Raw genomic sequence first — 12,224 nt, 5'->3', positions numbered from 1 at the left:
GTCAGGCGGGGACGATCATGTGCGACTCGGCCAAGGTGCCGAGCGCTCGCGCATACTGCGCGGCAGTGTCGTCCCCGATACCCTGCGCCCGCAGTGCGGACCGGGCGTCGGCGTGTGAGGGAAGGGCTTCGACCACCGCGACGATCGTGCGGTTCTTCAGGAACGACAGCTTGCGCGTCCCGAAGTGGTAGAGCAGCGCCCCGAAAGGTTCGGGACGCAGCGCCACCTGCGGATGAAGCTTCCAGCCCACATCGAGATCGATACCGGCGTCGCCGGCCACTGAAGCAGAAGCTGGAGCGGACATGATCAGTACACGCCGCACATGCCGTCGATCGAGACCTCTTCCACCAGGGATTCCTCGACCAAGTCGTTTTCCAGCACGTTGTTGTCGCGATCCGACATGATTTCCTCCTACTGTTCGGTGATACGGCGCGAGCCGGAGGGATGTTCCCCGTCATAGGAGACCGTCCCTGTGACTCGCCTCACCACTGTAATGGCATCGAGTGCAGAATGACAGATCGGGAGGGGACGAAATTGAGAAGTCGTCGAAAACCATCCAGTCGGATAGGGCGGCGCCCGTCCACGACGCAGGATCGGATCAGTACCGTCGGGATCGAACTGTTCACGGAACAGGGGTTCGACGCCACCAGCGTCGACGAAGTCGCCGAAGCGTCCGGCATCGCGCGGCGCACCCTCTTCCGCTACTTCCCGTCCAAGAACGCGATCCCGTGGGGAGACTTCGACGCCCACCTCGCCGAAATGCGCGCCCAACTCGCAGCGCAACCCGACGACATCCCGATCGTCGACGGACTCACCGCAGCACTCCTGCAGTTCAACGCGTTTCCCGCGAGCGAGGAAATCAACCACCGCAAACGCATGGGGCTGATCCTCCGGGTCCCCGCCCTGCAGGCATATTCGGTGGTGATGTACGAAGGGTGGCGCAACGTCATCGCCGAGTACGTCGCGAGCCGACTCGGAACCTCACCGACCGACCACGTTCCACGGACAGTCGGCTATCTTCTACTCGGCGTTGCGATGTCGGCGTACGAGCAGTGGCTCGACGACGATTCGCTCGAACTGAACGAACTACTCGCCAGCGGAATGCAATCGCTCTACGATGGGCTGAGTTCCCTCGGCGAGCCCGACACCCGAACCTGACCCACTCCCGCCATCACCTCTCGGCAAGGTTGCCTCGAATGACTTCCACTCTCGACACACCCGCGTTCGACTCTCTCGCACCGTGCGAATCGGGGCTGTGGTCACATGGTCACGTCACAGTCGAGCGGGTCGCAGCCGGGCCGCTCACACTCACCCGTGACGGCGACCAGCTGCGGGTGACACACGCTCTGACACCCGAAGATCTGAGTGAACGACTCGTCGCCTCGGTCACCGCGTCCATCGAGGACGCCGACTTCGGTCAGGACGAATTCGAATCGACCATGGTCGGACTGGTCCGCTCCACCGTCGACGGTGCGCTCGAGGCGTGGACCGTCTACTACCGCAACTCCCTGAACGAACTGCTGGACGGCACCGCCGACTTCGCACCGATCCACGAGAAGGCGGAACAACTGGTTCGCGGTTCCGTCCTCGACCTCGGGTCGTGCTTCGGATTCCTTCCGCTCCGACTCGCCGGCGCCGGGCGGTCCGTCACGGCGACCGACATCCTGCCCGGCACCATGAGCCTCCTCGACGCCGTGGCCCCGGAACTCGGACTCGATCTGCGCACGCTCGTGTGCGACGCCGCGCACGTGCCGGTTCCCGACGACAGCGCCGACACCGTCACCGCCATCCACCTCCTCGAACATGTCGACGAAAACATCGGGGCCGCAGTGATATCCGAGGCCATCCGGGTTGCCCGCGACAGGGTCGTCGTCGCCGTCCCCTACGAGGACGAGGCAACGGCCTGCCACGGCCACATCCGCACCTTCGACACCCCGTCGCTCACGAAGGTCGGTGAATCGACGGGACGCCCGTTCGAGGTGTTCGAGCACCACGGCGGCTGGCTCGTCATCGACTGCTGACCACCTCACGATGCCCGCAGATGCGCCGGGTCCGGGAGCGGCGGCGCCGCCGATCGGTAGTGGTGCCCGGTCGGGGTGCCGACGTCGAGCAGATGGGTGCCGCCGGGGTTGTGTACCGGGCGGGCGGTCCATCCGTCGCCTTCCTTCGCGTAGTTGCAGGCCTCGCACAGCCCGGACCCGTTGTCTGCCGTCGTGGGACCGGATTCTCGGCGTGAGCGAATGTGGTCGTGATGCCGGATCGGCGCATCACACCACGGGGTGCGGCACGTCCGGTCCCGCAGGTCGATCAGCGTCCTCAGGCTCTTCGGGAAGGTGCGCGACTGCGATTCCATCGCCGTCAACGCCCCCGACTGCGGGCACGAATACACCCGCCGCACCGACGTCTCGATATCACTATCGACGGCGTCCGCCAACAGTCGCCGGGCGATTCCTGCCGGCACCGGCCCGAACCCCTGCAACTGCGCGGCCTCGTGCCCACCGGCAAGCAAGGTCTCGTCCGAGAGCACGAGGTTCACCGCCACCGGCACACCCGACGCCACTGACGCTCCGGTGCCGCGGTCGAACAACAGGTCCACCATCAGCTGACTGCGGGTGCGACCTCCACTGTTCCCGGTGGCGATCAGGCTGTCCGCATCCCGGCCGAGCGTGGCCTGCAGGCACACCGCCTGCTCGACCGGCATCAGCACGCTCAGATACGCCATCGAATCCGGCGCCGGGCGCGTCGTGACCCGACGCTCCGACACCGCCTTGCGGTGCCGGCGCACGACCGCCGCGGCGTCGAGTTCGACCGCCAACGCTTTCGCCTGCGCGATCAGCCCGCGGTCGCCGACCCCGTCGAGAGTGGCCGGGTCCGAGCACAACCGGCGGTCCACGTTTCCCCGATCCTGCGCCGACAGGCACGCCGTCTCCCGCACCAGCAACGTGGCGCGCCTTTCGTTCAACCGGCCCGACCGCAACAGGGCCAGGGTGTGGGGCATCTCGTGCACCAGAGCCTGCGCGAAACCGAGGTGCCGACCGCCGCGATTCGGGGATTCCCTGCGCGCCAACGCAATCTGCGATGCGATGCCGCGGGCCCAGTCCGCCCGCGGCAACCCCCGTGCCCTCCGGTCCGCGCGAATACTCGTGGCGACGCCGTCGGTGATCACCGCCTGCACCGCACACCCGACCGACTTCAACGACTCGATCGCATCGAGCCACTCGATCCCCAACCCGGCGTCCCCACCCGCCTCGACGCATCGCAGCCGCGCCGTGAACGCACGCAACTCGTCCAGATCCGCCGCCATCACTTCCCCCACAACAACCTCCCCCAAGGTCATTCGAAACTTTGTTCGACTCTAGCAATCGAACGCGACCACAGCAATAGAAGGCTCCGACAGGTCCGTCGCGCAGGTTCGACCATCTCCCCCGACGCTGGAGCCGCGTGTTGGTCACGCGACCTGGATTGAGTCAGCGGCAGGGTGACCACGGCCACCAATGGCCATCGGCCGGCGGTTGCACCGGCCGGGCGCGCAGCTCCTTCACGTCCGCCGCAGACAGCGTCGTCGTTCCGTGGCGACGCCAGTCGTCGCCTTCCCAGGAGAACTCGAGAACAGCGCGGTGGCGGCCCGTGATCCGTTCGGAAAGCCGTCCGGCGGTGAGCGCCTCCGCGTACTCGGCCAACTCGCGCAGGACGTCCTCCGCGTCCTCCTCGCAGGCGTCGCAGCCACATGCCGGTAGCGCGAAGTCCTGCCACGCTCCCGCCCTCAGGTACAGGCCGGGGAACGAGGTGAAGGTGATCGTCAGCGGGGCCTGATCCCGCTGAACCGGAGTGATCGTCACCAATTCGAGGGTCGCCACCGTCCGAGACCTCGATGGCGGTGCGGGTCCGCGGTCGACAACGACATCGAACCGACGTCCCAGATCGGCGATCAGGACCTCGGCGGCCGGGATCAGCGAGGCGAACCGCTCCGGATTCGTCACCCGCCCATACGCGTCCTCCGGTGGGTCCTCCACAACCTCGGTCCCTCTCGGCTCGGCCCGCCGCTCACGGTCGGCGCCACAACGGTTCATCGTCGCGAACACCGTCGACAGTCGTCAACGGATTTACCGCGGCGCCGGCCACCGTTGAACCCGGGCTCATCGCCGCACGGCTAACGAAATCCGATGCCGCAGCGACAGAAGCACCGTACGGGCCCGATCGTCAGGAGCGGGGCCGCCGGACCCGAAGGAGTATCCGATGACCCACAGGATCCGCAGGTTCCTCGCCGGAGCGGCCGCATCGTCGGCCCTCGCCGCCGCGGTGGTCGCGGTTGCCGCTGCACCCGCCCAGGCCGAACCGTCGGCCGACTGTCACACCGGCACCACGCCCACATCGGGCACCTCGCACTGCACGGCGCAGGGCGTGCCTGATGGTATGGCTGCGGTCCACATCGGGACCGTCGAGTGCTTCGGCCTGACGCCACGAGCGATTCCGGGACCCGGGGGTGTCTCGCACATTCCGTGGATTCAGGGCTATCGCCGCGATGGCCTGTGGGTGCCGACGGGCACACCGTCGACCGGATCGTGCGTCGGCGGGATCGGTGCCCCGTGGTGGGAGGTCGGCGTCTCGACGGGCGCCTTCACCACGTGCGGACTGCAGGAGGGGATCGTCACCTACGTCAGCGTCGGCTGCAATCCGATCCGCCCCCAGTAGGGCACACGACCACCAGCGATCACGGGATGCGGTCGGCGAGGACCTGCTCGCGGAGTATGTCGGCGTGACCGGCGTGCTGGGCGAGTTCACGCAGTACCTGCAGGTACAGCGCCCACACGGTGCGCTCGCCCCGGCCGTCGACTGTGTCGTCGAGCGCCAGAGCGGCCATGGTCCGCCGGGATGCGTCACAGCGTTCGGCGTGGGCGTCGAGCACGGATGCGATGGTGTCGGCCCGAGTGAGGGTGAACGACCGGTCCGGGGTGCTCGCGATGCCGATCTCCCGGTACGAGCGACCAGTCACCGCCTGGTCGAACCACACGCCCTCGACGTAGGTGACGTGTTTGACCAATCCGAGCAGCGTCGTCTTCGAGCGCACCAGACGCCGACGCGCCTGCTCCTCGTCCAGACCGTCCAGACTGCCGCGCAGAGCAGCCCGGTACCCGTCGACCAGTTCGTCCAACCGGCCACGGAGATCGACAGTCCACCCGCCGCACTCCGGCTCCGATGCCCCCATGGTGGGCATGATAATCGCGATGAGTTTCGGGCGCGCACGCTGTCTGTATCGGATGAGCCGCTCGACACGACTACGCCAGGAAGAGGAGCGAACCCATGGTCATCGTCGCAGGACACATCACCGTCGAACCGCAGCAGCGCGAGTCCTATCTCGCAGGCTGCGTGGGCGTCGTCGAACAGGCACGCGGTGCAGTCGGCTGCCTCGACTTCGCCATCACCGCCGACCTGATCGACCCCGGCCGCATCAACGTCTTCGAGCGCTGGGAGTCGCATGCGGCGGTCGAAACCTTCCGCGGCAACGGCCCGAGCGATGAGCAGGGCGCGGACATGCTGTCGGCGTCGGTAGCCGAGTACGACGTCGCCGACGTGCGGACCCTGTTCGGGGAAGACACAGCGTGAACGCGCGGTACGGCACCCGCCTCGATGGTCGAAAATGGAACGATGGCAGGGGAAGCGAGCGAGATCGTTCTGAGCACGCAGGAACTTCGTGAGGTCACCGCGTTTGCTGCGGGGTGTGCGGAGGTGGTCCTCGAGATATTCGAGGCCGATCAGCCGCACGACTCGCGGCCCCGGGATGCGATCACGGCTGCGTGGGAATTCGCGCGGGGTGGTGAGCGTGGGAAATCTCTGCGCGACACAGCGTGGGCGGCGCTCGCGGCAGCCAAGGGCACGGACACTGCGGCTGCGCGCGAGGCAGCGTGGGCAGCGATGTCTGCGGCAGGCGCCGCCTATCTGCATCCGTTGGCCAAGGCCACCCAGGTCAAACACATTCTGGGCGCGGGCGCTCACGCGGCCAGGGCGGCCGAGCTCGTCGCCGGTGACGATCGGACCGTCGGTGCCGGACACGTCGAGCAAGCGGTACATCGTGCGACACCAGTCGTCGTCGCGGTGCTCGGACGCTTTCCGGCGGCGCCGGGAGGCGGTGGACGGGTCGGTGAGTTGATCCGCATGCTGGACGCCGACCTCCGTCGCTGACCGTCGACCCAGCCTCCCTGTGCCGCTACGAGTTCGTGAGGTCTCGCCGACGGAACAGCACCACTCCGACGGCACCGACGACGACGGCGACCACCGCGAGCCAGAGCAGCGGAGTGGCCGTCACCTCCGCGGCGGGAACGGGCGGGACGTGCGTGAACGGCGACAGATCGCGGACCGCCTGTGGTAGCCCGAGCAGCGATCCGAGGAATCCGAAGATCAGGCAGACCGCGAGCGCGCCCCAGGAGAGCCCGGCCGACCAGGCCGGGACGCCGCCGAACGCCAACACCACCACTGCGGCGACCACCCCGATCGCCGGTACGAAGACGAGGGCGGCCCCCGTGAGGTTCACGACCTTCCCCGGCACGTCCTCGGTCACCAGACCGTATGCGAGACCGGTCGCCGCCCCGGTCAGCGCCTGGAGGACGACGATGCCGACCGTGACCAGGCCGACGTGCGCCAGAATCCACCGCGGACGCGAGACCGCTGTCGCGAGAACGGGTTCGAGTCGCCCCGCCGACTCCTCTCCGCGCATCCGCAGCAAAGCCTGCACGGCGTAGCCCGCGACCGCGATCGCCATCATGCCGAAAATTGCGGCGAAGTAGGCGTCGACCATGTTCGTCGTGCCGCCACCGAGTTGTTCCATCATGTCGGCCACCTGCTCGCCCTCGCCGAGGAAGTCGTCGATCTGGTCTGCGATCGCGCCGTACACCACGGCGAGGACGGCGATTCCGAATGCCCACCAGAACAGGATCGTCCGTTGCATCCGCCACGCCGATCCGACCGCCGTCGGCAGCGAACGGGACGCGCGGGCGGGGCCCGGGCGGGTCGGCACGAGCCCCGAGCCGACGTCCCGGTGCTCGGTGAGGGCGAAGCCGACCGAGCCGACCACGAGTGCGAACACGGCGGGCAACGCCAGCACCCACCAGGCGTTGTCGTCGTAGGGGCGGACCTGCTCGGCCCAGCCGATCGGCGATACCCACGTCGGCCAGCCACTCACCACCCGCGTGCCGTTCTCCGTCACCGTCCCCGTCATGTCCCCCACCGCACGCAACAGGAATGCCACGCCCAGGGCAGCCCCGGCCAGCCCGTTGGCGGTGCGGGCACTGTCCGTCACCTGTGCCGTCACCGCGGCGATCGCCGCGAACGCGATACCGGCACCGGCGACGGCCGCGCCGAGCGCCACCGACCCGTCCAGTGGCAGACCCGCCGCCATCAGCACCACGACGTTGAGCAGTCCGAGAGCGAGGTTGGCACCGACCGCGACCGCCAGGGCCGCGGTGAGCAGTGCCTTCCGGCCCACCACGGCGGCCTCGACGAGTTCGGCGCGGCCGGTCTCCTCGTTCTGGCGGGTGTGCCGCACGACCAGCAGGGTGGTCATCAGGCAGGCGGCCAGCGACATCGGCATCACGATCTGACAGGCGAGCACGGCGCCGGCGCTGTACCCCGACACCAGACCGTTGGTGGCCAGCGCGACCGGCGACGCCGCGGTGGCCATCGCGAAACTGCGCAGGTCGGGCACCGTGGGATACAGGCCGAGCACGCTCGACGCCGAGAATGCCTGCAGCACTGCGAGAGCGAGCAGCCACACCGGCAATTGGATGCGGTCGCGGCGCAGGGCGAGCCGCACGAGCCGGACGGTGCCCGCGTACTGGCCGCGGCCGGCCGTCGCCGGCGCCGTCACCGTACTCATCGCGTCCGCGTCCCGGACTCGGCCCGCCGGTGGTTCTCGCCCTCTCGGGCCAGTTCGTCCCCGTAGTGCCGGAGGAACAACTCTTCCAGCGTCGGTGGCGTCGATGTCAGCGACATGATCCCGAATGTCAGCAGATGGCGCAGCACCCCGTCGATCGCGCTGGTATCCACCTCGCACCGGGTGTGCAGGCCGTCGACTCGCACGTCGTACACCCCCTCGACGGCATCGAGTCCGGTCACCGGCCGCTGCGTATCGGCGGTGATCGACGTGCGCGTGAGGTGACGCAGTTCCGCGAGGGTGCCGGTCTCCACGGTGCGGCCCTCCCGGATGATGCTCACCCGATCGCACAGCGCCTCGACCTCCGCGAGGATGTGACTCGACAGCAGGACCGTCTTCCCCGCGTCGGACATCTCCTCGACGCAGTCCTGGAACACCGACTCCATCAACGGATCCAGCCCGGACGTGGGTTCGTCGAGCACATACAGTTCGACGTCCGACGCGAACGCGGCCACCAACGCAACCTTCTGCCGGTTGCCCTTCGAGTACGTGCGCGCCTTCTTCGTCGGATCGAGTTCGAAGCGCTCGAGGAGTTCCGCGCGCCGGGGTTCGTCGAGCCCGCCGCGCAATCCCGCGAGGAGGTCGATCGCCTCGCCGCCGGTGAGATTGGGCCACAGGTTCACGTCACCCGGAACGTAGGCGAGCCGCCGGTGCAGCGACACGGAGTCGCGCCACGGGTCGCCGCCCAGGAGCGTGGCACTGCCCGAGTCCGCGCACAGCAGGCCGAGGAGTACCCGGATGGTTGTCGACTTGCCGGACCCGTTGGGGCCGAGGAATCCGTGCACCTCCCCGGTCCCCACCTCGAGGTCGAGGCCGTCGAGTGCGCGGGTCGGCCCGAACGTCTTGACGAGATTCTCCACCGAGATCGCAGCCATGATGGGGACGCTACGCCGGTTCACGGGTGGTCACGACGGGTTCCGCGGCCCCCGCCGCGACGGGGCCGGGTCAGATCAAACCGAGTTTGCCCGCCTCGTACACGGCCTCCGCCCGGCGGCTGACGTCGAGTTTACGCATGATGTTGCTGACGTGAAATTTCACCGTCGTAGCCGAGATGAACAGCCGCTCACCAATTTTCGCATTCGAAAGCCCCTTGGCCAGGAGTTGCAGGACCTCGAGTTCACGCTCGGTGAGCCCGTCCCGCGGCGTCGTCTGACCGTTGAGCGACCGGATCACCGCCGACGCGCTGCGTGAATCGAACGCGCTCTCGCCGCGGGACACGGCGCGGATGGCGCGCACCAATTCGGTGGTGTCGACGTCCTTGACCACGTATCCGCGGGCGCCGGCGTGGATGGCGCGGACGACGAGTTGCTCGTCGAGAAACGTCGTGAGCACGAGCAAACCCATCTTGCCGTCCGCGGCGGACAGCTGCGCACACAGTGCCAGTCCCTCGTAGTCGGAGGCAGCCGACAACTTCAAGTCCATCAGCACGACATCCGGCGCGACGTCACCGACGACGGCCAGCGCCTCCTGCAAGGACGACGCCTCCCCGACCACCTCGAGATCCGGCTCCCGCTCGAGGACTGAACGCAGACCCTGACGGAGAATCGCGTGGTCGTCGACGAGCACGAGCTTCACCACCGACGTGGGGCGAGCGGACCCGGTCTGGTCGCGCACCGAGGTTCGTATGGTCATCGATCCACCTCACTGTCGGAATGTAACGGAATCCGGGCAGCCACCCGGACTCCGCCGATCCTGGCCCGCGCCACTTCGAGAGTCCCGCCCAACTCGGCTGCCCGGGCCTGCATGTTCGCCAACCCACGGTGGTGCCCGTCGAGGTCGTTGTTCGCCGCCATCCGCAGCAGCAGGCGCATCCGCTTGGGATCTCCGTCTCCGTCATCGGCGACGGAGAGCAACACGGAATCGGCCGAGTACGTGAGCCTCAGGACGGCGCGCGTCGCGTTGGCGTGGACAGCCGCGTTGAACAGTGCCTCCCCCGCGATCCGCAGCAGCGCGTGTTCCCGGTCGCTGGACAGCTCAGCGGGTGTGCCGCCGACGCGGACCGTGACCGCGAGCTCGTCGGGCATGTGCACGACCCCGAGTTGCTCGAGCATCTCGGGCAGGGACGTCCGGTCGGAGCCGCCGGAGTGATTGAGCGCGTAGATCGCCGAGCGCAACTGCTCCACGGCGCGACGCGTCAATTCCTTTGCAAGGTCGAGCCTCTCACTGCGTTCGTCGTCCGGGACACCGCTACGGCACACCTCGATCTGCATGCCCGCCGACAGCACCGCCTGCGTGACGCTGTCGTGGAGTTCGCGGGCGATCCGGTGCCGTTCCTCGTCGAGCACCTGGTGCCGGTGGGCCGCTCCGAGTTGACGCTGGGTGGATTCGAGTTCTGCATTGCGCACTGCCAGATCGGAGGCGTTGCGACGCGCCTCCGAGTACGCGTGCTCGGCCCGCTCGAGCAGCAGTTGACCCCGCTGGTAGAGCGCCGAATTCTGCAGTGCCACGGCGGTCTGACTCGCCAGGATGCTGAGAACTGCGCCGTCGGTGGTATCGAGCGTGCGGTGCTCGGCCGTCCAGGCCGCGAACGCTCCCACGACGCCACCCTCGAGGACGATCGGCACGAAGGCGTGGTGCGCGTCGATGACGGGAGCGCCCCCGGTGCGCGCCGACCGGATGTCGGCCAGACACGTCACGACTTCGTCCGGCAGTGGTGGGCCCTCGACGTTGTCGACGAGGAACGGCGTCGCGTCCGGCCCCAGGACGAGCCGGCGCGGGCCGGCGTCGGGCAGCATGCCGTCGGCGAGGGCGAACGCGACCCACCGCGCGTCCAGGTGCGCCCGGGCCGCCTCGGCGACCGCGCAGATGAGGGTCTCGGGGCCCTCCACTGTGCGGACGAGGGCCCGCGAGATGAGTTCCAGAGCATGGACGACACGTTCGAGACGTTCCGCGGCGCCACGATATTGGGGGTAGAACGTCGGCTTGCCGGACCGCAGTCCGGTGAGCGTCGACAGGTCCGGGGCGTTCATGCGCTCACAGCGCAGTCCGGAACAGCGCCACCATCTGCTCCTGGGTGGCTGTGCGCGGGTTGGTCGACATGCACGCGTCGCGGAGCGCGAACTCGGCCAGGCGTGACAGATCGGTTTCGCGAACGCCCAACTGCCCCAGACCTTTCGGAACTCCGACCTCGCGGGCGAGGCGTTCCACCCGGTCCGCGACCGCCAGAGCAGCCTCCTCGGGTGTTCCTCGACGCTCCTCGAGACCGAGAGCGGCGGCGATGGCGACGAAGGGGGTGGCGTCGTCGGTGGCGTTGAAACGGATCACGTGCGGAAGAAGGATGCCGTTGATGACTCCGTGCGGCAGGTCGAGCAGTCCCCCGACCTGATGGCTCATCGCGTGCGCGGCACCGAGAATCGCATTGGTGAACGCGAGGCCGGCTTCGAGACTCGCCTGCGCCATGACGGCGCGCGATTCCATCTCCATCGGCTCCTCGATGGTGCGGACGAGGGTGTCGGTGACCAGCCCGACCGCGCGGAGCGCATGGTGGTCGGTGAGCGGGTTGTGGGCCAGCGACACGAACGCCTCGATGCCGTGAGTGAGGGCGTCCAGGCCGGTCGCCGCATTGAGCCACTCCGGCATGGTGGTCAGCAGCCTGGGGTCGATCACGGTCACGTCCGGCACGAGCGCGCGGCCGATGATGGTGATCTTGGTGCCCCGCCTCGTGTCCGTGACGATGCAGAACTGCGACACGTCGGCGCCCGTACCCGACGTGGACGGCACCATCACCAGCGGCGGGATCGGACTGGTGGCCTGGTCGACTCCCTCGTAGTCGAGGATGTTGCCCCCGTTCGCGGCGAGCACGGCGATACCCTTCGTCGCGTCGATGACCGAGCCGCCGCCCAGGGCGACGAGGACGTCGCACTCGCCCTCGCGATACGCGTCGTGCCCGGCCGCGATCTCGTGGTCCTTGGGGTTGGGCGTCAACGCGCTCCACACGACGGGGGTGAGGCCCTGCTCGCGCAGCTGATCCTGAAGTTCGGCCGCCCAGCCGGCGTCGATCAGACCGGGATCGGTGACGAGCATCGGCCTGGCCCCACCGAGGCGGAGTACCGCGTGCGCGGCCTCGACCATCGACCCGATACCGAACACGATCTCGGGTGCATGGAATTTCACCAGCCGGCCCGGGGCGGTGGTGCGGGTGGACGGATAGGACACGGACAAGTCGACACTCCTCCCGACACCTGCGTGCATGTGATCCAGATTACAAGACCCTGACCTAGACCTTACGGTCCGGGACGAGCTCCCACACCCACCGAAGGACAGGCACGGTACCTACCCGATCGGGTAGGTGGACGGA

15 protein-coding genes are annotated in these 12,224 nt (G+C 68.2%); 5 read left to right on the top strand and 10 right to left on the bottom strand.

The genetic code is table 11. The features are described 5' to 3' along the window. Position 1: 1 nt before the first annotated feature. Positions 2-304 carry a mycofactocin biosynthesis chaperone MftB gene (gene mftB / locus DTA22_RS32660; protein WP_112302182.1) on the bottom strand — a complete coding sequence of 101 codons (303 nt, stop codon included), beginning with the start codon at positions 302-304 and terminating at the stop codon, positions 2-4. Positions 305-306: 2 nt separating this feature from the next. After that, positions 307-402: a mycofactocin precursor MftA gene (mftA, locus tag DTA22_RS32655; protein ID WP_005573048.1), complete on the bottom strand. Its 96-nt coding sequence runs from the start codon at positions 400-402 to the stop codon at positions 307-309. 132 nt (positions 403-534) lie between these two features. Here mftA and mftR point away from each other — a divergent pair, with 132 nt between their 5' ends. Both mftR and mftM read left to right on the top strand, forming a co-directional pair. Continuing rightward, positions 535-1,158, top strand: coding sequence for a mycofactocin system transcriptional regulator (gene mftR / locus DTA22_RS32650; RefSeq protein ID WP_005239471.1), 624 nt, complete (start codon positions 535-537; stop codon positions 1,156-1,158). Positions 1,159-1,196: 38 nt separating this feature from the next. Next, entirely contained in the window at positions 1,197-2,021 is an 825-nt protein-coding gene (mftM, locus tag DTA22_RS32645; protein WP_112302181.1) for a mycofactocin oligosaccharide methyltransferase MftM, read from the top strand. Positions 2,022-2,026: 5 nt separating this feature from the next. Here mftM and DTA22_RS32640 read toward each other — a convergent pair whose 3' ends face one another. Together DTA22_RS32640 and DTA22_RS32635 are read right to left on the bottom strand one after the other, a co-directional pair. Then, the gene (locus DTA22_RS32640) at positions 2,027-3,337 is read right to left on the bottom strand and encodes an HNH endonuclease (protein WP_409372738.1); all 1,311 of its coding nucleotides are present in this window, start codon (positions 3,335-3,337) and stop codon (positions 2,027-2,029) included. Positions 3,338-3,467: 130 nt separating this feature from the next. Then, positions 3,468-4,013, bottom strand: a complete 546-nt coding sequence (locus DTA22_RS32635) for a DUF6226 family protein (RefSeq protein WP_146777810.1) — start codon at positions 4,011-4,013, stop codon at positions 3,468-3,470. Positions 4,014-4,236: 223 nt separating this feature from the next. Here DTA22_RS32635 and DTA22_RS32630 point away from each other — a divergent pair, with 223 nt between their 5' ends. After that, complete coding sequence (locus DTA22_RS32630; protein WP_112302178.1) at positions 4,237-4,692, top strand: hypothetical protein; 456 nt, start codon at positions 4,237-4,239, stop codon at positions 4,690-4,692. 19 nt (positions 4,693-4,711) lie between these two features. Here DTA22_RS32630 and DTA22_RS32625 read toward each other — a convergent pair whose 3' ends face one another. Continuing rightward, complete coding sequence (locus DTA22_RS32625; protein ID WP_218027726.1) at positions 4,712-5,206, bottom strand: DinB family protein; 495 nt, start codon at positions 5,204-5,206, stop codon at positions 4,712-4,714. 95 nt (positions 5,207-5,301) lie between these two features. Between DTA22_RS32625 and DTA22_RS32620 the strand changes: the two genes are divergently transcribed. Next, the gene (locus DTA22_RS32620) at positions 5,302-5,604 is read left to right on the top strand and encodes a putative quinol monooxygenase (RefSeq protein ID WP_112302176.1); all 303 of its coding nucleotides are present in this window, start codon (positions 5,302-5,304) and stop codon (positions 5,602-5,604) included. Between the two features lie 42 nt (positions 5,605-5,646). Continuing rightward, positions 5,647-6,180 carry a putative immunity protein gene (locus DTA22_RS32615; protein WP_112302175.1) on the top strand — a complete coding sequence of 178 codons (534 nt, stop codon included), beginning with the start codon at positions 5,647-5,649 and terminating at the stop codon, positions 6,178-6,180. Between the two features lie 25 nt (positions 6,181-6,205). Here the strand turns inward: DTA22_RS32615 and DTA22_RS32610 are convergent, their stop codons facing one another. The 5 genes from DTA22_RS32610 to DTA22_RS32590 form a co-directional block, all read right to left on the bottom strand. Then, positions 6,206-7,870: an ABC transporter permease gene (locus DTA22_RS32610; protein WP_112302174.1), complete on the bottom strand. Its 1,665-nt coding sequence runs from the start codon at positions 7,868-7,870 to the stop codon at positions 6,206-6,208. Then, positions 7,867-8,802 (bottom strand): ABC transporter ATP-binding protein, encoded by a 936-nt coding sequence (locus tag DTA22_RS32605; protein ID WP_112302173.1) that lies wholly within the window; start codon positions 8,800-8,802, stop codon positions 7,867-7,869. Before DTA22_RS32605 ends, DTA22_RS32610 begins: the two co-directional genes overlap by 4 nt. 70 nt (positions 8,803-8,872) lie before the next feature. Beyond that, a complete protein-coding gene (locus tag DTA22_RS32600; protein ID WP_037244527.1) occupies positions 8,873-9,559 on the bottom strand; it encodes a MadR family response regulator transcription factor in 687 nt (228 codons plus the stop codon). Further along, positions 9,556-10,896: a MadS family sensor histidine kinase gene (locus tag DTA22_RS32595; RefSeq protein WP_037244525.1), complete on the bottom strand. Its 1,341-nt coding sequence runs from the start codon at positions 10,894-10,896 to the stop codon at positions 9,556-9,558. Before DTA22_RS32595 ends, DTA22_RS32600 begins: the two co-directional genes overlap by 4 nt. A 4-nt stretch (positions 10,897-10,900) precedes the next feature. Next, positions 10,901-12,088 (bottom strand): iron-containing alcohol dehydrogenase, encoded by a 1,188-nt coding sequence (locus DTA22_RS32590; RefSeq protein ID WP_304363920.1) that lies wholly within the window; start codon positions 12,086-12,088, stop codon positions 10,901-10,903. Between the last annotated feature and the right edge of the window lie 136 nt (positions 12,089-12,224).

Source organism: Rhodococcus wratislaviensis, from assembly GCF_900455735.1.
Classification (GTDB): domain Bacteria; phylum Actinomycetota; class Actinomycetes; order Mycobacteriales; family Mycobacteriaceae; genus Rhodococcus_F; species Rhodococcus_F wratislaviensis.
This window is presented reverse-complemented; position numbering and strand designations above follow the sequence as displayed.